Below are 22,674 nucleotides of genomic sequence, written 5' to 3'. Positions count from 1 at the left end.
GGTCGTCCGCGGGGCCCTCCGGGAGGGGCGTCCGCAAGGGGCGTCCGGGAGCGGCGTCCGCGAGGGCCGGGCGTTCGGGGCGTACCCCCGAACGCCCCGTCCACCAGGAACCCTCCCGGCCTGCCGTGCGACGGTGAGCTACAGCCCCTTCACGACGTAGCTCAGGACGACGTACGGAGCCCTTCATGGCCGACCTCCAGCACGACATCCACACCACGACCGAGGTCGGCAGGGAGGACTACCTCCCGGACGACCCGTTCCCGCTGGAATCCGGCGCCGCGCTCCTGGAGCGGGCCCACGCGCTGCTGGAGGCGCATCCGGTCGCGGACGGCTACAGCGGGCTGCCCCGGGCGCTCGGGGCGCTGCCCTGGTACGACCTGGAGCTGGGCGAGACGGCCGTGGACACCGACGTGCCCCGGCTGCGCGAGGGGCACGTGGGCGCGCTGTTCTGGTCGCTGGACCTGCCGGCGCAGGAGTGGGGCGACCGGGCCGTGGGGGCCACTCTGGAGCAGCTGGACCTGGTGCGCCGGGTGGTCGAGATGCACCCGGAGGGGCTCCGCCTGGTGCGCACCGCCGGCCAGGTCATCGACGCCCGCAACTGCGGTCGCGTCGCCGTCGTCCTCGGCCCGGCCTCCGCCGCCGCCGTCGGCGACTCCCTCGGCATCCTGCGGGTGCTGCAGTCCCTGGGGGTGCGCGTGCTCTCCCTGGCCGGTGCCGCCTGGGCGGGGGAGGCGGGGCTGACCCGGTTCGGCGAGGAGGTGGTCCGGGAGATGAACCGGCTCGGGGTGCTCGCCGACCTCTCCGGCGCCCCGGAGGCCGCTCTCACCCGGGCGCTGGCGCTCTCCAAGACCCCGGTCCTGTGCACCCGCTCCGCCGCCGCTGCCGTACGCCCGCACCCCGCGAACCTCCCCGACGAGCTGCTCGGGCAGCTGGGGGAGCACAAGGGCGTGTGCATGGTGCCGCTGGCCGCCGAGCAGACCGGGCCGACCGTCCCGGACGTCGCCGACCACCTCGACCACGTCCGGTTGGTCGCGGGCCCCGAGTGCGTCGCCCTGTCCGGCACCTACGACTCCGGTGTCGCCCACCCCCGCGACCTCGACGACACCTCCGGCTACCCCCACCTGATCGCCGAGCTGCTCCGACGCGGCTGGTCGGAGACCGAACTGTCCCTGCTGACCTGGGGAAACGTCCAGCGGGCGCTGCGCAGCGCCGACTTCACCGCCCGCGCGACCCAGCGCCGCAGAGACCCGAACCCGCCCCGCCCGGCCGACCCCGAGGCCTGATCGGCCGGTCAGGTCACCCGGTCGGGTCAGCCGGACCGGCCGATCGATCCGGTCAGTCGATCCGGCCAATCGATCCGGTCAGTCGATCCCGTCAGCCGATCCGGCACAGGCAGAACGGATGGCCGGCCGGGTCGGCGAACACCCGGAAGTCCTCCGCCACGGGGTCCTCCTCGCGCCGCAGCAGCCGTGCCCCCAGCGCCAGGACCTTCTTCTCCGCCACGTCGACGTCCTCCCACGTCGGACCCGCGTCGAAGTCGAGATGGAACTGCTGCGAGTCGTGGTCGGCCCGCGGCCACTCCGGCGGGACGTACCCCTCCGCCAGCTGGAAGCCCAGCCGCAGCCCGTCCGGCAGCCGCAGCACCACCCAGTCGTCCTCCTCGGCCACCAGGGTGCCCCCGACGACGGCCGCGTAGAAGGCGGCCAGGGCCTGCGGATCCGGACAGTCGATCACCACGTTGCGCAAGCGCGCGACGGACGCCATGAGCACTCCCTCATCTCTCGACAGGCGCAGGTCTCTCAACAGGCACAGAGGCAGAACGGGTGCCCGGCCGGGTCGGCGTACACCCGGAAGGTGCGTTCCCGGTCCGCCGCGTCCAGCGGCTTCGCGCCCAGCTCCAGCACCCCCTTCTCGGCAGCGTCCAGGTCGTCCACCGTCAGGTCCAGGTGGAACTGCTGCGAGTCGTCGGGTGCGGGCCACTGCGGCGCCACGAATCCGGGCGCCTTCTGGAACGCCAGCGCCTGCCCGCCGGGCACCGCCAGGTCCACCCAGTCCCCGTCCCCCTCGACACTGCCGCCCAGCACCCCGGCGTAGAAACCGGCCAGCGCGGACGGGTCGGGACAGTCCAGGACGACGACACCGAGCTTGGCGAGAGCCATGACTTCCTCCTCGAAGTCGGAGTTACCTACAAAGCCGTTCAACCAGTAACTTCGGTTACCGCATGCTCCCGCAGTAGAGGTAACGCCGCAACCGGATTTCAGAGGTAACTTGCAGGGATGAGTGAGAGATCGCCCGCGCCGGGCGGCCTGGCCCTGGTCGAGGCCCTGGTGAACACCCTGGACCTGGAGTCGGGCGCCGACGCGCTCGACACGGCGGACGGCAGGGCGCGCCTCGGCATCACGGAGGCCGGCCTCTCACCTGCGCGCACCCTGCGCGAGTCCCTGCGCGCCACCCTTCTCGCGCATGCCGGGTACCCGCCGCACCAGGAGGTCACCCCCCTGGGCGAACTGCTCGCGCAGGCCCCCCTGTACGTCGCCGTCGACCCCGCCGACGGCTCGGCGTCCATCGCCCCCGCCGCCCCCGCCCCGCTGCTCTCCCGCATAGCCGCGGCCGTCGCCACCGCCGCGATCGAGGGCACCTGGACCCGCCTCAAGGCCTGCGAGGCCGACACCTGTCACTGGGCGTACTACGACCGCAGCCCGGCCGGCCGTGGCCGCTGGTGCTCGATGCAGGTGTGCGGGGCGCGCGCCAAGATGCGCCGGTACCGGGCCAAGGACCGGTAAGCCACAACCGGTTCACCGGAAAAGCGTGTGCCGGGTGGTGCAGAATGCAACAAGACACCGGTTCGGCCGACTGAGCCTCGGCCGAACCGGTGTCGTTCTTGACGCCCCGAGCGGACGCGCCCCAAAGGGGCGCGGGGCTGTATCGAATATGCGGCTACCGCCGCGTGGGCGCGCTCAGCCCCCACGCACCCGCAGTCCTACGCGGTGGGACGCCCCATGGCGCGATAAGTCCACCCCGCCCGCCGCCAGAGCTCCGGCTCCAGCGCATTCCGCCCGTCAAGGATCACCCGAGCCGCGGCCACCTCTCCCAGCACCGCCGGATCCAGCTCCCTGAACTCCCGCCACTCGGTGAGGTGCAGCACCACATCGGCCCCCCGCACACACTCCCCGGCGCTACCGGCGTAGCCGAGTGTCGGGAACAGCCGCCGCGCGTTGTCCATCCCCTTCGGGTCGTACACCGTCACCTGGCCGCCCTGCAGATGGATCTGCCCGGCGACGTTCAGCGCCGGCGAGTCCCGGACGTCGTCCGAGTCCGGCTTGAACGTCGCGCCGAGCACCGCGACCCGCTTCCCGAGGAACGACCCCCCACCCAGCGCCTCCCGGGCCATCTCGACCATCTGGCCCCGGCGCCGCATGTTGATGGAGTCGATCTCGCGCAGGAAGGTCAGCGCCTGGTCGGCGCCCAGCTCACCCGCACGGGCCATGAAGGCGCGGATGTCCTTGGGCAGGCAGCCGCCGCCGAACCCGATCCCGGCCCGCAGGAACTTCTTCCCGATCCGGTCGTCGTGCCCGATCGCCTCGGCCAGCTTGGCGACGTCGCCGCCCGCGGCCTCGCACACCTCCGCCATCGCGTTGATGAAGGAGATCTTCGTGGCCAGGAAGGAGTTCGCCGAGGTCTTCACCAGCTCGGCCGTCGGGAAGTCGGTCACCACGAACGGCGTACCCTCGCCGACCGGCGTCGCGTACACCTCGCGCAGCAGCTTCTCGGCCCGCTCGCTGCGCACGCCGACCACGATCCGGTCGGGGTGCAGCGTGTCGTTCACGGCGAAGCCCTCGCGCAGGAACTCCGGGTTCCAGGCCAGCTCGGCACCGTCCCCGGCCGGCGCGTTCTCGGCGAGGTAGGCGGCCAGCCGTTCGGCCGAACCGACCGGCACCGTCGACTTGCCGACGACGAGCGCGGGCCCGGTCAGGTGCGGGGCCAGCGAGGCGATCGCGGAGTCGACGTACGACATGTCGCAGGCGTACTCGCCGTGCTTCTGCGGGGTGTTCACACAGACGAAGTGGACGTCGCCGAAGGCACCCACCTCGGCCCAGTCGGTGGTGAAGCGCAGCCGCCCGGAGGAGCCCTCGAAGCCCGCCACGTGCCGGCGCAGCAACTCGTCCAGACCCGGCTCGTACATCGGGGTCTCGCCGCGCTCCAGCATCGCGATCTTCTCGGGTACGACGTCCAGACCGAGCACCTCGAAGCCGAGCTCCGCCATGGCCGCGGCATGCGTGGCGCCGAGATAGCCGGTGCCGATCACAGTGATCTTGAGGCTCATGGAACGCTCCAGCTCGGGGACGTGGGTGCTGCTGCGGGGCCGAGCATAACCGGGCCCCCTTGCGGGCAACTTTCCCGCTGTCGCGTACCTCACGTCACCGTTCCGTGGGCCGCGTTCTAAACTTTGAGTTACTTAACAGTAATTAGCGTCGGCACCATCTCGTCTGGAGTGAGAGACCTTGGCCGGATCGGCTGACTTCGACCTGTACCGCCCGTCCGAGGAGCACGACATGCTCCGGGACGTCGTCCGCGCGCTGGTCGAGGCGAAGATCGCCCCGTACGCCGCCGCGGTCGACGAGGAGGCCCGCTTCCCGCAGGAGGCGCTCGACGCCCTGGTCGCCAACGACCTCCAGGCCGTGCACGTCCCCGAGGAGTACGGCGGGGCCGGTGCCGACGCGCTCGCCACGGTCATCGTGATCGAGGAGGTCGCCCGCGCCTGTGTCTCCTCCTCCCTCATCCCGGCCGTGAACAAGCTGGGCTCGCTCCCGGTGATCCTCTCCGGCTCCGAGGACCTGAAGAAGAGGTACCTGACCCCGCTCGCCAAGGGCGACGCGATGTTCTCGTACTGCCTCTCCGAGCCGGAGGCGGGCTCCGACGCGGGCGGCATGACGACGAAGGCGGTCCGCGACGGCGACCACTACGTCCTCAACGGCGTGAAGCGCTGGATCACCAACGCGGGCGTCTCCGACTACTACACGGTCATGGCGGTCACCGACCCGACCAAGCGCACCAAGGGCATCTCCGCCTTCGTCGTCGAGAAGGCCGACGAGGGCGTCTCCTTCGGCGCTCCGGAGAAGAAGCTCGGCATCAAGGGCTCGCCGACCCGCGAGGTCTACCTCGACAACGTCCGCATCCCCGCCGACCGCATGATCGGCGACGAGGGCACCGGCTTCGCCACCGCGATGAAGACCCTGGACCACACCCGCATCACCATCGCCGCCCAGGCCCTCGGTGTCGCCCAGGGCGCCCTCGACTACGCCAAGGGCTACGTCCAGGAGCGCAAGCAGTTCGGCAAGCCGATCGCCGACTTCCAGGGCATCCAGTTCATGCTCGCCGACATGGCCATGAAGATCGCTGCCGCCCGCGCCCTCACCTACCAGGCCGCCGCCGCCTCCGAGCGCGGCGACGCCGACCTCACCTTCCAGGGCGCCGCCGCCAAGTGCTTCGCCTCCGACGTCGCCATGGAGGTCACCACCGACGCCGTCCAGCTCCTCGGCGGCTACGGCTACACCCGCGACTACCCCGTCGAGCGCATGATGCGCGACGCGAAGATCACCCAGATCTATGAAGGCACGAACCAGGTCCAGCGGATCGTGATGGCCCGCAACCTGCCGTAACCACCGCGGCATTCGGCGAGAAGGCGCCCTTCGGGGCGCCTTTTCCGTCTGCGTCCTCGAATGGCACTACCGGGCGGTCGGGCTTAGGACGGGAACCACACGGGGACCGCCCCGGACCCCGCCCCCCACCCTGGAGGAGCCATGACCCAGACCGGACCCATGACGGCCATGTCCAAGCAGATGCAGGAGTGCGTCAACATGTGCATGGCCACCCACACGATGTGCGAGGAGACCCTGAGCTCCTGCATGTCGATGGAGGGCGGCCAGGCCCAGATGCGCATCATGCGCGCGCTCATGGACTGCTCCGAGACGACCCGCATGTGCGCCGACATGATGATGCGGCGTTCGCCGCTCTCGCCCGAGATGTGTGCGATGTGTGCGAAAGCCTGTGACATGTGCGCCGAGGCGTGTATGTCCATGCCCGACGACCCGCAGATGAAGCGCTGCGCGGAGGCGTGTCGCCGCTGCGCCGAGATGTGCCGCTCGATGGCGACCATGGCCATGTGACGAACCGGCCCCGCACACCGGTCGAGGGCACCCACCGGGTGCCCTCGAACCGTCCGCCGGTACGGCCTAGTTGCTGCTGACGGTGACCTTCTGGTCGTTCTTCAGCTCGTCCACCAGGGTCTTGACCTTGGCCTTGTCCCAGACGAGGTTGCCGCCGGTGGAGCCGGAGATCGGCATGTTCATCGAGGTGCCGTTGCCGCCGTTGACGTCCTTCATCGCGAAGAACATCGAGCCGAGGTCCCACAGGCTCATGTCCTTGTCGACGGTGAGGGAGTCGAGGCCCGCGCCGAGGGTGGGGTAGAGCTTGAAGGGGTTGAGGATCGTCCCCGGGGTGGCCACCTGGTGGGCCAGGGCGGCCAGGAACTTCTGCTGGTTCTTGGTGCGCTGGAGGTCGGACGTGGCGAAGGCGTGCCGGGTACGGACGAAGGCCAGGGCCTCCTCGCCGTTCAGGGTCTGCTTGCCCGCCTTGAAGTCCGCGCCCGAGTACTTGTCCTTGAAGCCCTGGTCGATGTCGATCGTGACCCCGCCGACCGCGTCCACGATGTTCGCGAAGCCGGCGAAGCCGATCTCCACGTAGTGGTCGATGTGCAGACCGGTGTTGTACTCGACCGTGCGGACCAGCAGCGTCGGGCCGTCCTCGGCGTAGGCCGCGTTCAGCTTCGTGTGGCGGCCGGTGCCCTTGTAGACCTTGCCGGACGTCGACCCCTGGTACGACGGGATCTCCACGTCCGAGTCACGGGGCAGCGAGATCAGCGTGTCGCCGTTGTCGCCGACGTGCAGGATCATCATCGAGTCCGTGCGCTTGCCCTCGGCCGAACCCGTGTGCAGTTCCTTCTTCTGCGCGTCGGACAGGCCCTGGCGGCTGTCGGAGCCGACGATCAGGTAGTTGGTGCCCTTGCCCGCCGCGGGACGGTCGATGACCTTCGAGAGGTCGACGTCCCGGTGCAGCTTGGAGTCGGCCCAGAAGTAGGTCGCGACGGACGTGACGATCAGCACACTGAGGACGACGATCGCCGTCCACTTGATCCGCTTGCGCCAGTTCGGTGCGCGGCGCGGGACGGGCTCGTACGCACCGCCGCCCCCACCGCCTCCGGGGCCGCCGCCGTAGACCTGGCCGGTGTTGTAGCCGCTGTCGTAGCCGTCGTACCCGCCACCGCCGTCGTACCCGTTGTTGTACGACGGCTGCTGCGGGACCCCGGCGTACCCGCCGCCGCCCTGCTGGGGGGCGCCGTACGGCGGTGCCGACGGCTCTCCGCGCCGCACCTGGCGCATGACGCGGGCGCCCTCGGGCTGCGCGCCTGCGCTGCCGCGTCCGTATCCGTTGCCGCGGTTGCCGTCCGACCGCCCCTCGGGCCATTCGCTCATGGGCCCCAGTGTGCAGGCAGCCACGGTGTCTCTTACAAGGGTCGTAGGAAAATCAGGGCACCGCTGTTGCGAAGCCGACACAAATTCCGCGATTGTCGCGTCGGCATAAGGTGGGGGCCATGACAGACCAGGCCCCCGAGGCGGATTCCGACATACCCGGCAAGCCGACGTCCGCGTCCCGGACCACGCTGAGTCACATCATGACCCACGCCGACACCAACCTCCTCGGGACGGTGCACGGTGGTGTGATCATGAAGCTCGTGGACGACGCGGCGGGCGCGGTCGCCGGACGCCACTCGGGCGGTCCCGCCGTCACCGCGTCCATGGACGAGATGGCGTTCCTGGAACCGGTCCGCGTCGGCGACCTCGTGCACGTCAAGGCCCAGGTCAACTGGACCGGCCGGACGTCGATGGAGGTGGGGGTGCGGGTCCTCGCCGAGCGCTGGAACGAGTCGACTCCCGCCACCCAGGTCGGCTCGGCGTACCTCGTCTTCGCGGCGGTCGACGCGGACGGCAAGCCGCGCCGGGTGCCGCCGGTGATGCCGGAGACGGACCGGGACCGCCGCCGGTACCAGGAGGCCCAGATCCGCAGGACGCACCGGCTGGCGCGACGCCGGGAGATCCGCGAGCTGCGCGAGCGCAGGGTGGCGCAGGGGTACGTGGACTAGCGAGTGCCGCGCCGTCGTGGCCGTTCGCGCAGTTCCCCGCGCCCCTAGAAGAAGGGCGCTGCAGTGCGCCCCTTCAGGGGCGCGGGGAACTGCGCGACAAGCCCCCACCGGCCCGCGGCCGGCGAACGACCCTCAGCAGACCTTCTCGTCGCCCTTGATGACGGCGGTCTCCCCCTGCGGCGCCGGCTCGTCCACCCGCACCTGCCGTACCGCGCCCTTGAAGTCCGTGCCCACCGTCACCCGCAGCACAGGACCCAGCCCCGGCACGGCCCGCAGCTCGCTGCCCGGCAGGGCCGCCGCCAGGGACCGGGCCGAGCGGTCCCACCGCGGGTCGAAGGAGACCACCGTCCGCTTCACGTCGCGGTGCGCCGCGGTCACCGGCCGGTGGTTCGTCGCGAAGCCCGTCGCCGCCAGCGCCGCGTCCATCCGCCGGGCCACCCCCGCCGTGGCCGTGCCGTTCTCCACCTGGACCCGGATCGTGGCCGGCGCCACCTCCACCGTCGCCGGCGGCGGCCCCTGCGGCTTCGGCGAGGCCGCGGGCGGACGCGCGGGCGCGGGCGGCGTGAGCGGCTGGTCGTCGCGCAGCGACCGGAACAGCCGGTCCGCCCCTGCCGGGTCCCACTTCAGCGTCGAGCCGATGCCCTTCACGGGGTAGGCCAGCTGCCCGATGGGGACGGTCGTGAACTCGGACGAGGACGGGGAGAAGTTGCGCATCGCCCGGCCGAGGTCCAGCAGCTCGTCGGTGCCGAAGCCCGTGTCGGCCCGTACCGACCCCAGCACCGCCCGGGTCACGTCCCGGAACCGGATCGGGTTGAGCAGCACCCCGCTCGACGTCGCCCGCTCGATCAGCGCCGCCAGGAACCGCTGCTGCCGCTTCATCCGGCCCAGGTCGCTGGCCGCGTCGACGTGCCGGGCGCGGACGTACTGCAGGGCCTGGCCGCCGCCCAGGGTGTGCGTGCCGGGGGAGAGGTTCAGGCCGGTGTAGGAGTCCTTCATCGGCACGGCCGTACAGACCTGGACCCCGCCGAGCACGTCGACGGTCCGCATGAACGTGATGAAGTCGACCTCCAGGTAGTGGTCGATCTTCAGGTGGGTCATGTCCTCGACCGTGCGGACGGTCAGCTGCGGGCCGCCCTCCGCGTAGGCCGCGTTCAGCTTGATGGGGTGGGCCGGGTACGGGCGGTGCGTCGTCTCGTCCACGTGCGCCGGGACCTCGGCGTACGAGTCGCGGGGCAGGCTGACCACCGTCGCCCGCTCCCGGTCCGCCGAGATGTGCACGATCATGATCGTGTCGGTGCAGTGGCAGGGCGCCCCGCCCAGCCGGAACTTCCGCCGCTCCCGCTCGGTGATCTTGTCGCGGCCGTCGGTGCCGACCAGCAGCACGTTCATGCCGTGGCCGGCGGCGGGACGGTTCTTCATGTCCTTGAACGGGTCGACCCGGGCGATGTCCGCGTCCAGGCCCGCCATCACCGAGTGCCCGATCCCGGCCGACGCCAGCACCACCACCGAGAGTGTGGTCACCGCCCGCATGGCCCAGCGCGGCCGCCGGGGCCTGCTGGGTCGTACCGGCGGCCGCGGGGCCTGACGGGTGGGCTGCGGTCGGCGCTGCGGCGGGGCGGGCCGGGCGGGGGACCGGGGCGGGCTGGCGGACAAAGGACACCTCCGGACGAGGCCGTACGTGGGATCCGTGAGCACGGTAGGCCGATACGACCTTCAGCCCGCGGCACCGCCGATGCGGCGCGCACCGGTGTCCCCCGTTCGCGGTAACGTGAGCCCCCTATGAACGCCAAGCCCGACGTGCGGCACCCCGCAGTTTCTGTGATCATGCCCGTCCTCGACGAGGAGCGGCACCTGCGCGGGGCCGTCCAAGCGATCCTCGCGCAGGAGTACGCCGGCGAGCTGGAGGTCGTCATCGCCCTCGGTCCGTCCAAGGACCGCACGGACGAGATCGCCGCCGAGCTCGTGGCCGAGGACCCCCGCGTGCACACCGTCCCGAACCCGACCGGACGCACCCCGGCCGCGCTGAACGCCGCGATCAAGGCCTCCAGACACCCGATCGTGGTCCGCGTCGACGGCCACGGCATGCTCTCGCCGAACTACATCGCCACCGCGGTACGGCTCCTGACGGAGACCGGCGCGATGAACGTCGGCGGCATCATGCACGCCGAGGGCGAGAACGACTGGGAGCACGCGGTCGCGGCGGCCATGACCTCGAAGGTCGGCGTCGGCAACGCCGCGTTCCACACCGGCGGCGAGGCCGGCCCCGCCGACACGGTCTACCTGGGCGTCTTCCGGCGCGAGGCGCTGGAGCAACAGGGCGGCTACAACGAGGAGTTCATCCGCGCCCAGGACTGGGAGCTGAACTTCCGGATCCGCGAGGCCGGCGGCCTGATCTGGTTCTCGCCGGAGCTGAAGGTGTCGTACCGGCCGCGGCCGAGCGTGAAGGCGCTCGCCAAGCAGTACAAGGACTACGGCCGTTGGCGGCACGTCGTCGCCCGCTACCACGAGGGCTCCATCAACCTGCGCTACCTCGCCCCGCCGACGGCGCTGTGCGCGATAGCCGCCGGGATCGTGGTCGGGGCCCTGGTGACACCCTTCGGCTTCGTGATCCCCGGCGGGTATCTCGCCGCGATCGTCGCCGGGTCCCTCCCGGCCGGCAGGGGGCTGCCGCTCAAGGCGCGGCTGCAGATCCCGGTCGCCCTCGCCACCATGCACATGTCGTGGGGGTACGGCTTCCTGACCAGCCCCCGGTCGCTGGCGAAGCGGGTCATCGCGTCCCGCCGGCCCGCGGTGCTCAGCCCGTCCTCCACGAGCTGAGCACCGGCCCCCGGGGCGTCACCAGGTGTAGTCAGGGTCGACGTGCATGCACGCCTTGGTGTCCGAGGCGTTGAGGGCGTTCGCCGACGCCGGGGTGGTGTCATCGTCGTCGGCGGTGTATTCGGTGCCCGAGCGCCAGTCGGCGCCGACGACCACCGTGACGCCGTCGACGTCGGCGGACTTCTTCACCTGGCCGGTGGGGATGCCCAGGGCCTTCGCGACCCGCTGGGCGTCGCCGGCCAGGTCCGCGCTCGGGTAGCGCACCAGCGTCTCGTCCTCGCTCAGCAGTGCCGAGGTGTCGGCCGCCGCCTTCGTGAAGCCCTTGCCGACGAGCAGTCCGGTGACGGCGGCGGCCCGGCCGGTGACCGCGGACTCGGAGCTGCTCTTCGTGCCGTTCTGCACCTGTACGGCGATCTTGTCGTCGGCCGCCGCCTTGTCGGTGACCTTCGTCGTGGCCGTCGTCGTCTTCTTCTTGTCCTTGCCGTCCAGTGCGACGTCCTCGCGGACCAGCCGCCACAGCTTGGCCGCGTCGGTGGGCTTGGGCAGGACGCGGTTGCCGTCGGAGGAGTACACGAACGGCATCGTCGTCATGGTGATGCGGTTCGTCGGGACCTTCTTCAGCTCCTTGCTCAGGTCGTAGAGCTTGGTGACCGAGCCGAGGCCGGTGTCGACCGTGAGCGCCTTGGTGGCCGTCTCGGCGAGCCCCAGGAGCTTGTCGGGGTTGCTGAGGGTGGCGTTGGAACGCAGCTGGCGGACCATCGAGTTCATGTACATGTGCTGGGCCTTGGTCCGGGCTATGTCGCTGCCGTCCTCGAAGCCGTAGCGGGTGCGCAGCCACTGCAGGGCCTGCTTGCCCTTGACCGAGGTGGTGCCCTTCTTCAGCTTCAGGCCGGAGCCGTGGCCGGTGGAGGTGTGCGAGTAGATGTTGGCGTCCACGCACACCGGCACCCCGCCGATCGCGTCCGCCATGGACACCACGCCCGAGAAGTCGACCATCATGAAGTGGTCGATGTGGATGTCGGTGAGCTTCTCCCAGGTGGCCACCGTGCAGCCGGGCCCGCCGCGCTCCAGCGAGGCGTTGGTCATCGTGTCGTCGGTCGCCGCGTACACCTTGCCGGTCTTGGCGTCGGTGCACTTCGGGACGGACACCAGCGTGTCGCGGGGCATCGACACCACCGACATGTTGGTGCGGTCGGCCGACACATGCAGCAGCATCTGGACGTCGGCGCGGGCGGCGGTGCCGATGTCCCTGGCGCCGCCCAGCTTCTGGTTCTCGGCGGTGTCCCGGGCGTCCGAGCCGATCAGCAGGATGTTCAGGGCGGTCTGACCGGCCGCGTTCGCCTTGGTCTTCGTGGCGCGGTCCTTGGAGTCCCCGATGTTCAGGGACTCCTTCTTGATGTTGCCGTTGAGGTGCTCGTAGTACAGGTATCCGGCGGTGGCGGTGCCGGCCACGGCCAGCGTCAGGACCGCGGCCGACCAGCGCACGATCCGGCGTCTGCGGCGTCTGCGGTCACCGTCCGCCCCGCGTCTGTCCTGCCGGCCGCCACCCTCCTGGGGGGTGAGAGACATGGTGTCCTCGACCGACACCACGTCGGACACCTCCCCCCGCACACTGCTGCGCACCACCTTGCCCGCCCTCCCGCTCGCACCTGCCACCGCGCCCGGAACTCCCGGGCACTGGGCACGGCGGCAGTGTCATGCAGCGGATTAGGAGTTACCTGTGGCTACCTGTGCGGACCTGTGCACCCGCGCTACCAGCGATAGGGCGCGTACACGTCCATGCACTGCTTGGTGTCCGAGCCGTTGATCGCGTCGGCGTTCTCCGGCAGGTCACCGGCCTTCGGCGCGGACTGCTTCGGGTACGCCGTCCCGTCCCGCCAGTCGGCGCCGACGACGAGCGTGACACCCGACACATCGGTGGTCTGCTGCACCTGGCTCGTCGGGATGCCCAGCGCCTTGGCGACCGCCTGGGCGTCGCCCTGCAGATCCGCGCTCGGGTACTGGACGACCGTCTTCTCCACCGACGCGGCGGCCCCCGAGGTGTCCGCCGCCGCCCTGGTGTAGCCCTTGGCGGCCAGCGCCTGGGAGAGCGTCCGGGCCCGGCCGGGGACCGCGGCCTCGGTGGCGGTACCGGTGGCGTTGCGCACCAGTACGCCGAGGCCGCCCGCGGAGACGGACGGCTCCTTGCTGGGCTCGGTGCTCGCCGTGGTCTTCTTCCTGCTCTCCTCGGCGCCGCCGTTCTTGTCGAACGCCACGTCGTCGCGGAGCATCTGCCACATCTTGTCGGCGTTGGCACCGTCCGGCACCAGGTGGTCCCTGTTCTGCGGGTCCTGGACGTTGGGCATCGTGAGCGAGGTGATCCGGTCCGTCGGCACCGACTTGAGCTGCATGCCCAGGTCGTAGAGCTTCTTCGGGGTGCCGATCTCCTCGGAGACCGTCAGCGACTTGGTGGCCGCCTCGGCCAGGTCCATCAGCCTGCCGGTGTCGGTGAAGACGTTCTGCCCCTTCAGCGTCCGGATCATCGAGTTGAGGTACATGTGCTGGGCCTTGGCCCGCAGCGGGTCACTGCCCCAGGCGTGCCGGGTGCGCAGCCACTGCAGGGCCTGCTCGCCCTCCACCTTGTGCGTGCCGGCCGTCATCTTCAGCCCGGAGCCGCCGGGCACCGCGGCCGTCGGCCGGTCCCACACGTTCTGCTTCACACAGACGTCGACGCCGCCGATGGCGTCCGCCATGTTCACCACGCCCGAGAAGTCGATCGTGATCCAGTGGTCGATGTAGACCCCGGTGAGGTTCTCCCAGGTGGCCAGCGTGCAGCCGGCGCCGCCGCGGGCCAGCGACTCGTTGATGATGGTGTTGGTCGCCGGGTACACCTTGCCGGTCTTCGGGTCCGTGCACTTGGGGATGTCGACGCGGGTGTCCCGGGGGATGCTCACCATCGCCGCGCTCTTGCGGTCCGCCGACAGGTGGATCAGCATCTGCACGTCGCCGAGCGGCGGGCTGCCCCGGTCGTACTTCGCGCCGCCGAGCTTCACGTTCTCGTCGGAGTTACGGCTGTCCGAGCCGATCAGCAGGATGTTCAGCGGCGTCTGGCCGGCCGCGTTGGCCGCGGTTCTGTGCGCCTTGGCGTCGCCGATGTCCCGTCGGCCCTTCTGGATGTTGCCGTTCAGGTGCTGGTAGTAGAGGTAACCGGCGCCCGCCGTACCGAGGATCACCACCGACAGCACGGTCGCCGACCAGCGCAGTACGCGCCGGCCCCGTCTTCCCGGGCCGCCGTTCGGGCCGCCCTTGCGGGGCCCGTCGCCGGTGCCGCCCGGCGCGTCAGGTGCCTTCGGTGCCCGTGCTGCCTTGCGTGCCTTCGGCGCGAGGGACATCGTGTCCTCGACCGCAGGCACCTCCCCCCGCACATCGCTCTGCGTCAACGCCCTGCCCTCCCCACCCTGCGCCCTGCGCGCACAGGCCCGCCGCCACGCCCCCCGTCGGACGCCACACGGACCACACGGGTCCGCCCCGCGCCCGGTTAGACGCGTGACGGACCCATAGGGTTACCTACTTATTCGCTGTTACTTGGCGGTCGTACGGGGTAACTCTTCGTCGCGCCGCCCTACTTGGCGCAGGTCACCTTGTCCGCCGTGGTCTTGCTGTCCACGTCCGGCGCCTTTGTCGGAGTGGTGAGGGAGACACCCGCCCCCTGGAAGTCCTTGCCCAGCGTCAGGGTGATCGCGGGCAGGCCCTGGGAGTTGACCACGCTCTTGCCGGGCTTCATCGCGGAGCCGGACAGCCCCATGAGGCTCGCCAGTTCACGTGCCTGATCGGCCTGGTCGGGTGCGTACTCCAAGGTGGTCTTGCTGAGTTCGGCATCCGCGTTGCCGGCGTTCTCCGACTTGAGGACGCCCTCCTCGTTCTGGAGCCAGTTGAGGGTCTCCTGGGCGCTGCCTGCCTGGGCCCCGCCGTTGAGGATCCGCACCCGCACCTCGGCCGCCGTGGACTTGCTGCCCTCCAGGCGGGCGGCTGCCGCGTCCTTGCTGGCCTGCGCCTGCTTCTTCTTGACGGCGGTGAAGGAGACGTCGTCCTTGATCGCCTGGAAGACGGCGGGCGCCTTCGTGTCGTTGAGCACGACGGTCGCCTTCACCTTCTCCGCCGGGTTGTCCAGCACCGGGATGGTGGTGAAGGTCAGGTTCTTCGGGTTGAGCTTGCCGAGCTCCAGACCGAGGTCCTTCAGCTTGCCGATGCTGTCCAGCTGGGAGTCGACGGTGAGTGCCTTGGTGCCGACCTCCGCCAGCTTCAGCAGCTTGGTCGGGCTGGTGAGCGTCGAGTTGGAGCTGAGCTTGCGCATCAGCGCGCTCAGGAACTGCTGCTGGAGCTGGATCCGGCTCAGGTCGCCGCCGAAGCCGACCGAGTGCCGGGTGCGCACGAACGCCAGCGCGGTCTCGCCGGAGATGTTGTGGGTGCCCTTGGACAGCTTCAGGTGCGAGTCCGAGTCGTCGATGTCCTTGGCGAGACACACCTCGACCCCGCCGACGGCGTCGGTCAGCGTCTTGACCGCGTTGAAGTCGGCCACCATGAAGTTGTCGGCCTGGATCCCGGTCAGCTCGGTCACCGTGCGCACGGTGCAGCTGGCGGTACGGCCGTCCTGGCCGAGGCTGGTGTTGAACCGGACGTTCTCGGTGCCCGCGATGACCTTTTCGCTGCCGTCCGACTGCTCGGTCTGGCAGTCGGGCACGTCGACGATCAGGTCACGCGGGATGCTCAACGCGGTGGCGTTCGAGCGGTCCTTGGCGATGTGCAGCAGGATCGTGGTGTCGGCGTGCCCGACGCTGCCGGCGTCGCCGTAGCCCTCGTTGCCCGAGCCGGTCCGCTTGTCGGTGCCGATGATCAGCAGGTTGATGGCCTTGTCCTTGCTGAAGCCACCGGTGCTCGCGCCGTCGTCGGAGACGGACGTGATGTTGTCGTTGAGGTGCTTGATGTAGAGGTAGCCGGCGGCCGAGGCGGCGACCAGCACGAAGGCCATCGTCCCGCCGGTCCACAACAGGACCTTCTTGGCCTTCGACTTCTTCTTCACCGGCTGCCGCCGCGAACGCCGCCCGGCAGCCGGCTCGGGCTCGGCACGCCGCCTGCGCTGCCCCGGGATCTCCGGGCTCGCCGCGTCCCGCGTACCGCCCGGGCCGGTGTCCGGCGCGGCCGGTCTGCGCGGTCCGGGGACCGCCGACTGCGGTGACTGCGCCGCCTGCGCCGACTGCGGTGCGGAAGGTGTCAGTCGCAGTTCGTATTCACCGGTGTTCGGATTGAGTACCCACTGGTCTGCGGGATCGATGTTGTCCGCCCGCCCACGGCCTTGCGCGTCCACGGTTGTCCGAATCCTCCGTCGGGGCCACGCGGCGCCTTCCCCCCACCAAGACGCTCGGTCACGTTTCGCGGTGCGCGACCCCAGGACGGACCTCGCGGCCGGGTGCACCGGAGCGCTCACACTATCCGCCCAGTTCAGCGTCGAGTGACGCCAGTGACAAATTCGTCGTCCCTACAACCGGGCAATCCGCCTCATTTAACTGACAACGAACGGCGCGGAAGTTCGCCGCCTTGGCGCGTGCTTTACTCGCAACTGTCCTCGGCGGCGGTTTTACCGCGAAACGCGGACGCCGAGGAGTCCTCGGCGGAGGTGTTCTTCTTGGCGACCTTCACCGGGCGGTCGCCCCGCAGCAGCGCGAAGAGCGCGTCCGCCCGGCCCGCCTCCAACTGGTCCCGGTTGGAGTCGTACACGTACGGCTCCCGCGGCACGGTGAGGAACTGCACCTGGTCGGTGGGGACGTCCCGCAGCCCGCGGACCAGCTGGTAGAGACCCCGCAGACTGGCCAGCTCCGGATCGGTGGTGAGCGCGGAGGTCGCCGCGTCCAGCAGCGGGTAGAGCTTCGCCGGGTTCAGCAGTACGTCACTGCTCTGCACCTTGTTGACGAGCGCCCCCAGGAACTGCTGCTGGCGGTCCATCCGGCCGGTGTCGCTGCCGTCCCCGAGCGACTTGCGCACCCGCACGTACCCCAGCGCCTGCTCCCCGTCGAGGGTGACCCGGCCGGCGGGCAGCCGCAGCTTCGCCGCCTTGTCGTCGATCGGCTTCTTCAGGCACACCTGCACCCCGTCGATCGCGTCGACCATGTCCTTGAACCCGTTGAAGTCGACGACGACGTAGTGGTCGACGCGGATGTCCGTGAGCTTCTCCACGGTACGCACGGTGCAGGCCGAACCCCCCACCTCGAACGCCGAGTTGAACAGCGTGAACGAAGGCTCGCTGCGCCGCCCGTCGCCGCGCAGGCAGTCGGGCACGTGCACCATCAGGTCCCGGGGCAGCGAGACGGCGGTGGCACTGCGCCGGTCGCGGGCGAGGTGCAGCAGGATGGTGGTGTCGGAGCGTTCGGTGCCCGAGTCCTTGCCGTAGCGGCGGTTGCCGTCCCCGGCGCGGCTGTCCGACCCGATGAGGAGGATGTTCTGCGCGCCCCGCACCAGCGCGGTGGGCCGCTCCCGCTCGTACCGGGCGAGCTCGGCCTCGGCCGCCTCGTCGGCGGTGATGTTGTGACTGAGCTTGGCGTACAGCGCCCAGCCCCCGCCGACGGCTCCGCCGACAACCACCCCGACCCCGAGCGCCGCCCCCCGCACCCAACACCGCCGCCGCCTCCGGGCAAGCCCGTACCCGGTGGCGGATGCCCCTACGACGTCGGTCACCCCTCAACAGTGCCCGGGGTAACGGGCACAGGCGGCGGTAACTGGTCCACGCGGGTGACCGGCCCCACCTTCTTGGGGGCGCGGGGAACTGCGCGAACGGCCCCCACTCGGCCGCAGCCGAGACACGACCTCAGCGAGCGGAAGCTGTAACCCGCTCGCTCTCGATCCGCTTCGCGATCCCTTCCTCCCCCAGCTCCCCCAGATGCCGGCACAGCACCACCGACCCCCCGACCCCCAGCGGCGCGTACAACCCCGCGCTCAGCCCCTCCCACGTGTCGTACCCCAGCCCCGACAGCAACCGCGCCCCCGGCCCGGTCAGACCCAGCCCCGCCGCATCCCCGAGCGCCCGCTCCACGACCTCGGCGCCACTCATCTCCGCCCCCGCGACGATCAGCGCGGGCTCCTCCGGGTCCACCGGAGAGAACGGCACGAACCGGTCCCCCTGACTCGGCACCTCGACGGCATAGTCGACGAACCCCTCCGGCACCCGCGGGAACCGCCCACCCAGCGGCCGGAGCGCGAGCGCGACCCGCTCCCCCCGGCACGCCCGCGCCGCCTCCAGCGAGTCCGGCCCGCTGACGACCACGTCGGCCGCCGCCGGCTCCCCGGCCACGTCGGCGACCGCGCCCACCGACGAACAGGCCAGCAACCACACCGCCGTCTGCCAGTGCGCCGGCAGCAGCAGCGCGACCCGGTCACCCGGCCCCGCCGCGAGATCGGTCTGCAACAGATTCGCCGTCTTCGCCACCCAATTGGCGAAGGTGGCCACGGACAATTCGACGCGCTCGCCCGTCGCGTCGTCGTAGAAGGTCACCAGGGGGCGTCCGGGATCCGCGGCGAGCGCGGAACGCAGCAGGTCGGCAGGGGTGCGATCGGTGGCGTTCACCCGCGCAAGCGTACGCCGCGCCCGGCGCCCGCACCGGCCGGCGGGGCCACCGGTTCGGCGTAGCGGATTCCGACGGACCGTCAATTCCTCGATGGGCACGTCTGTCTGACTATGTTCAAGATCAGGGGCATGCGTGGACTCCTGACTTCCTCGATCGGCGTCACCTGCGCGGCGGCCCTCACCCTCCCGCCGCTCGTGCTGAACGTGCCGTCCGCGGCCGCCGCACCCGCGGACCGGGCCACGACGACCACCGCCCGCCCCGCCACGGCCGCCCGCCCCGCCACGACCGCCCTCTCCGGCAGCACCCGGTCGCTGCCCCTCATCCCCCGCACCCGCGAGCGCGTCCTCGGCCACGCCCCCGAACAGGGCGTGTACCGCAGCGGCGTACGGGACTTCTCGCTCGTCGGCGTCATCTGGGACAACCCCGGAACCGAACTGCTCGGCCGGGTCCAGGTACGCACCCGGTCCGCCGCCACCGGCAACTGGTCGGACTGGCAGGACATCGACCCGCACAACGCCGACCACGGCGCCGACCCGGACTCCGCGGAGGCCACCTCCGGCCGGGTGCACGGCGCCACCGCGCCCCTGTGGGTCGGCGCCTCGGACGGGGTCGACGTACGCGTGCGCGCCGAGGCCGGCCCCGGCCCCGGCGTCGGACGCGACCTGCTCCCGGCCGGCCTCCGCCTCGAACTCGTCGACCCCGGCGACGAGGCCCCGTCCGAGGGCCCGGCCGCAGAACGCCCCCGCACCGACACCGAGGCCGACACGGCGTCCGCGGTCAACGCCGACCTCGTGTCCTTCGCCGCCACCGAGATCCCCGCACTGAGCCGCGCGGACACCGAACGCGAACTCCGCGAGCTGAACGGCGGCACCACCCCGCTCGCGAAGCCGTACATCGGACCGCGCCCGCGGATCGTCACCCGCCGCGGCTGGGGCGCCGACGAGTCGCTGCGCGAGAAGGGGTTCGTCTACACCGGGAAGATCAAGGCGGCCTTCGTCCATCACACCGTCTCCGGCAACGGTTACCGCTGCTCCGACGCCCCGTCCGTCATCCGCAGTATCTACCGCTACCACGTCGTGAGCATGGGCTGGCGGGACATCGGCTACAACTTCCTCGTCGACAAGTGCGGAACCATCTACGAGGGCCGCGCCGGGGGAGCGGCGAAGGCCGTCAGGGGCGCCCACACCCTCGGCTTCAACAACAACAGCATGGGCATCGCGGTGATCGGCACCTTCGCCTCGCACAAGCCGCCCGCCGCGGCCCTGACCGCCCTCGCCAAGCTCACCGCGTGGAAACTCGGACTCTTCGGCGCCAATCCCAAGGGAAAGACATATCTGAAGTCCGGGGGTGGCAATCTCTACCCAAAGGGGAAGAACGTACGACTGAACGTGATCTCCGGTCACAGGGACGGGTACGCCACCGAATGCCCAGGCGCCAAGCTCTACGCCAAGCTCGGCTCGGCCCGGACCAGCTCCGCGCACCTTCAGGGACGCTGAGTACGGGGCCGGCGGTCGACGCCGTCGGGGGCAGTCGGGGGAAACCGCACACCCATGCCGCGTGGCACCGCGCGGCCGTCGAGGGCGCCGTCGCACGGTCTGCATACACTGGCCGGCCGACACAGAGTTCGGCCGGTCCCGGCAGGAAGCAGAGACGACAGGTGACAGAAGCGATCCTCCTGGTCGGCGGCAAAGGCACCCGGCTGCGCCCGCTCACGGTCCACACGCCCAAGCCGATGGTCCCGGCGGCCGGCGTGCCGTTCCTGACGCACCAGCTGGCCAGAGCCAGGGCGGCGGGCGTGGAGCACATCGTCCTCGCGACGAGCTACCTGGCGGACGTCTTCGAACCGTACTTCGGCGACGGCGCGGCACTCGGCCTGCACATCGAGTACGTCACCGAGGACGTGCCCCTCGGCACCGGCGGCGCGATCCGCAACGTGGCCGCCCGGCTGCACTCCGGCCCCGACGACCCGGTCCTGATCTTCAACGGCGACATCCTGACCGGACTGGACATCCGCGCCCTGGTGGCCACGCACGAGTCGACCTCGGCGGACATCTCCCTCCACCTGACCCAGGTGACCGACCCCCGCGCGTACGGCCTCGTCCCCACCGACGCCACGGGCCGCGTCCTCGCCTTCCTGGAGAAGCCGCAGACACCCGAGGAGATCGTCACCGACCAGATCAACGCGGGGGCGTACGTCTTCCGCCGCTCGGTCATCGACACGATCCCGGCGGGCCGCCCGGTGTCGGTGGAGCGCGAGACCTTCCCCGAACTCCTGGCGGCCGGTGCCCACCTCCAGGGCATGGTCGACTCCACGTACTGGCTCGACCTCGGCACGCCCGCGGCCTTCGTCCGCGGCTCGGCGGACCTCGTCCTCGGCCGTGCCCCGTCCCCCGCGGTCCCCGGCCGCTGCGGCGACCGCCTCGTCCTCCCCACCGCCCGGGTCGCGGCGGACGCGAAGCTGACGGGCGGCACGGTGGTGGGCGAGGGCGCGTTCGTGGCGGAGGGCGCGCGGGTCTTCGGTTCGACGATCCTCCCGGGCGCCGTGATCGAACCCGGCGCCGTCATCACCGACTCCCTCATCGGCAACCGCGCCCGCGTCGGCGAACGCTCGGTCCTCACCGGCACGGTCATCGGCGACGGCGCGGTCATCGGCGCCGACAACGAACTCCGCGACGGCGCGCGAGTGTGGTGCGACGCGATGATCCCGGCGGGCGCGGTGCGGTTCTCTTCCGACCAGTAGAGGTGGTGCGGGAGGTCGTTCGCCCGCGAGCGCGCGGGGGCTGCTCGCGCAGTCCCCCGCGCCCCTCACGGGGCGCCTCGCCCGCCGCCTCTACTTCCCAGCTGCGGGCAGGCGTGCCGCAGGGCGGCACGGGTGGGCGCAGCGGCACCCGGCCAGCGCCGGTGAGCGTCCCCACCCCCGGCCCCAGCCCACCCGCACGATTCACAACCGGCCGATGTCGCCCCGCGGCATCCGCGGCGCCCGCCGCGCCGGCGTCTGCCCACTCAGCAGAATCAACCGAGCCGCCCGATGCCGCTGCCCCGCATACGGCTCCAGCAACCGCAGCATCGCCTCGTCGTCCGCATGCCGGTCCCCGGCCAGCGCGAACCCGATGATCCCCGGCAGGTGCAGGTCCCCGACCGTCACCGCGTCCGCCGCCCCATGACTGCGCTGCACGGTCTCCGCCGACGTCCACGGCCCCACCCCCGGCACGACCTCCAGCCGCGCCTGTGCCGCCTCCGCCGCCATCCCCACGGCCTGCTCCAGCCGCGCGGCGACCCGCACCGCCCGCAGGATCGTCGAGGCCCGCTTGTCGTCGACCCCGGCCTTGTGCCACTCCCAGGAAGGAATCAGCGCCCAGGTACGCGGCGCCGGCATCACCCACATCGGCCGCTCACCCACCCCCGCCGGACCCGGCGCCCGCTCCCCGAACCTGCGCACCAGCAACCGCCAGGCCCGGTACGCCTCGTCGGTGGTGACCTTCTGCTCCAGGACCGACGGGATCAACGACTCCAGCACCAGCCCGGTCCGCGTCAGCCGCAGCCCCGGCCGCCGATGCCGGGCCGCAGCCACGACCCGGTGCCGGGGCACGAACAGGGACGGGTCATCGGCGGAACCGAGCATCTCCGGCAACTGCTCCAGCAGCCACCCGGCCCCCGGCCCCCAGGCCTCCCCGCGCACCTCACCGCCGTACACGGCGACCCGCAGCGTCCCGGGCCCGGCGGGCGTCAGGCTGGCCCGCCACACGGACCCGTCCCGGGTGGCCCGAAAGGTCGGATCCCCGGGCCCCCGCCGCAGCGGCCCCAGCACCAGCCCCAGATCAAGGGCCCCGTCCGGCTTCCACAGCCGAACCCGCCCGGCCGCGACAGCCTGCCTCGGAACCCCACCGGCAGGCACGACGACCTGCCCACCCCGCACCGTCGTACGCGTGGGCTTAGGAGCAAACCGACCAGCCACTCAAAGAATCCTAGGCCTCAGGCGCCCGTCTTTTAGGGGCGCGGGGAACTGCGCCACCAGCCCCCACGACATGCACTCGCCGACGGACCGGTGGACCCCCTGCAGAA

The 22,674-nt window shown here is 71.2% G+C and carries 19 protein-coding genes; 8 read left to right on the top strand and 11 right to left on the bottom strand.

The window, feature by feature from the left end; all coding sequences use genetic code 11:
* The first annotated feature begins 185 nt into the window (after positions 1–185).
* Complete coding sequence (locus AB0D74_RS44500; RefSeq protein WP_362600171.1) at positions 186–1,283, top strand: dipeptidase; 1,098 nt, start codon at positions 186–188, stop codon at positions 1,281–1,283.
* Between the two features lie 91 nt (positions 1,284–1,374).
* Here AB0D74_RS44500 and AB0D74_RS44495 read toward each other — a convergent pair whose 3' ends face one another.
* Positions 1,375–1,764, bottom strand: coding sequence for a VOC family protein (locus AB0D74_RS44495; protein ID WP_362600169.1), 390 nt, complete (start codon positions 1,762–1,764; stop codon positions 1,375–1,377).
* Between the two features lie 35 nt (positions 1,765–1,799).
* Entirely contained in the window at positions 1,800–2,159 is a 360-nt protein-coding gene (locus tag AB0D74_RS44490) for a VOC family protein (protein ID WP_362600167.1), read from the bottom strand.
* Positions 2,160–2,276: 117 nt separating this feature from the next.
* Here AB0D74_RS44490 and AB0D74_RS44485 point away from each other — a divergent pair, with 117 nt between their 5' ends.
* Positions 2,277–2,783, top strand: coding sequence for a CGNR zinc finger domain-containing protein (locus tag AB0D74_RS44485; protein WP_362600165.1), 507 nt, complete (start codon positions 2,277–2,279; stop codon positions 2,781–2,783).
* A 197-nt stretch (positions 2,784–2,980) separates the two neighbouring features.
* On the opposite strand, the gene AB0D74_RS44480 is transcribed toward AB0D74_RS44485, so the two are convergent.
* Complete coding sequence (locus AB0D74_RS44480; protein ID WP_362600163.1) at positions 2,981–4,324, bottom strand: UDP-glucose/GDP-mannose dehydrogenase family protein; 1,344 nt, start codon at positions 4,322–4,324, stop codon at positions 2,981–2,983.
* 178 nt (positions 4,325–4,502) lie between these two features.
* Between AB0D74_RS44480 and AB0D74_RS44475 the strand changes: the two genes are divergently transcribed.
* The gene (locus AB0D74_RS44475) at positions 4,503–5,660 is read left to right on the top strand and encodes an acyl-CoA dehydrogenase (RefSeq protein ID WP_362600161.1); all 1,158 of its coding nucleotides are present in this window, start codon (positions 4,503–4,505) and stop codon (positions 5,658–5,660) included.
* Between the two features lie 141 nt (positions 5,661–5,801).
* Positions 5,802–6,167, top strand: coding sequence for a four-helix bundle copper-binding protein (locus AB0D74_RS44470; RefSeq protein WP_362600159.1), 366 nt, complete (start codon positions 5,802–5,804; stop codon positions 6,165–6,167).
* Between the two features lie 66 nt (positions 6,168–6,233).
* Here the strand turns inward: AB0D74_RS44470 and AB0D74_RS44465 are convergent, their stop codons facing one another.
* Positions 6,234–7,532, bottom strand: coding sequence for an LCP family protein (locus AB0D74_RS44465; protein ID WP_362600157.1), 1,299 nt, complete (start codon positions 7,530–7,532; stop codon positions 6,234–6,236).
* A 119-nt stretch (positions 7,533–7,651) separates the two neighbouring features.
* On the opposite strand from AB0D74_RS44465, the gene AB0D74_RS44460 reads away from it, so the two are divergent.
* Positions 7,652–8,200 carry an acyl-CoA thioesterase gene (locus AB0D74_RS44460; RefSeq protein WP_362600155.1) on the top strand — a complete coding sequence of 183 codons (549 nt, stop codon included), beginning with the start codon at positions 7,652–7,654 and terminating at the stop codon, positions 8,198–8,200.
* A 132-nt stretch (positions 8,201–8,332) separates the two neighbouring features.
* Here the strand turns inward: AB0D74_RS44460 and AB0D74_RS44455 are convergent, their stop codons facing one another.
* Positions 8,333–9,730, bottom strand: coding sequence for an LCP family protein (locus AB0D74_RS44455; protein WP_362600153.1), 1,398 nt, complete (start codon positions 9,728–9,730; stop codon positions 8,333–8,335).
* A gap of 249 nt (positions 9,731–9,979) precedes the next feature.
* Here AB0D74_RS44455 and AB0D74_RS44450 point away from each other — a divergent pair, with 249 nt between their 5' ends.
* Positions 9,980–11,017, top strand: coding sequence for a glycosyltransferase family 2 protein (locus AB0D74_RS44450; protein ID WP_362600151.1), 1,038 nt, complete (start codon positions 9,980–9,982; stop codon positions 11,015–11,017).
* 18 nt (positions 11,018–11,035) lie between these two features.
* Here AB0D74_RS44450 and AB0D74_RS44445 read toward each other — a convergent pair whose 3' ends face one another.
* From AB0D74_RS44445 to AB0D74_RS44425, 5 genes are all read right to left on the bottom strand, one after another.
* Entirely contained in the window at positions 11,036–12,586 is a 1,551-nt protein-coding gene (locus AB0D74_RS44445; RefSeq protein WP_362600249.1) for an LCP family protein, read from the bottom strand.
* Positions 12,587–12,768: 182 nt separating this feature from the next.
* On the bottom strand, positions 12,769–14,388 hold the full coding sequence (locus AB0D74_RS44440; protein WP_362600246.1) for an LCP family protein: 1,620 nt from the start codon (positions 14,386–14,388) through the stop codon (positions 12,769–12,771).
* 230 nt (positions 14,389–14,618) lie between these two features.
* The gene (locus AB0D74_RS44435; RefSeq protein ID WP_362600149.1) at positions 14,619–16,361 is read right to left on the bottom strand and encodes an LCP family protein; all 1,743 of its coding nucleotides are present in this window, start codon (positions 16,359–16,361) and stop codon (positions 14,619–14,621) included.
* A 242-nt stretch (positions 16,362–16,603) separates the two neighbouring features.
* Positions 16,604–17,725 (bottom strand): LCP family protein, encoded by a 1,122-nt coding sequence (locus tag AB0D74_RS44430; RefSeq protein ID WP_362600147.1) that lies wholly within the window; start codon positions 17,723–17,725, stop codon positions 16,604–16,606.
* Positions 17,726–17,855: 130 nt separating this feature from the next.
* Entirely contained in the window at positions 17,856–18,611 is a 756-nt protein-coding gene (locus AB0D74_RS44425; protein ID WP_362600145.1) for a TIGR03089 family protein, read from the bottom strand.
* Between the two features lie 111 nt (positions 18,612–18,722).
* On the opposite strand from AB0D74_RS44425, the gene AB0D74_RS44420 reads away from it, so the two are divergent.
* Positions 18,723–20,108: an N-acetylmuramoyl-L-alanine amidase gene (locus AB0D74_RS44420; protein WP_362600143.1), complete on the top strand. Its 1,386-nt coding sequence runs from the start codon at positions 18,723–18,725 to the stop codon at positions 20,106–20,108.
* A gap of 161 nt (positions 20,109–20,269) precedes the next feature.
* Positions 20,270–21,352, top strand: a complete 1,083-nt coding sequence (locus AB0D74_RS44415; RefSeq protein WP_362600141.1) for an NDP-sugar synthase — start codon at positions 20,270–20,272, stop codon at positions 21,350–21,352.
* 201 nt (positions 21,353–21,553) lie between these two features.
* Here AB0D74_RS44415 and AB0D74_RS44410 read toward each other — a convergent pair whose 3' ends face one another.
* A complete protein-coding gene (locus AB0D74_RS44410) occupies positions 21,554–22,567 on the bottom strand; it encodes a DNA-3-methyladenine glycosylase 2 family protein (RefSeq protein WP_362600140.1) in 1,014 nt (337 codons plus the stop codon).
* Positions 22,568–22,674: the final 107 nt, after the last annotated feature.

The organism is Streptomyces sp. NPDC048278, from assembly GCF_040652195.1.
GTDB lineage: Bacteria > Actinomycetota > Actinomycetes > Streptomycetales > Streptomycetaceae > Streptomyces.
This window is presented reverse-complemented; position numbering and strand designations above follow the sequence as displayed.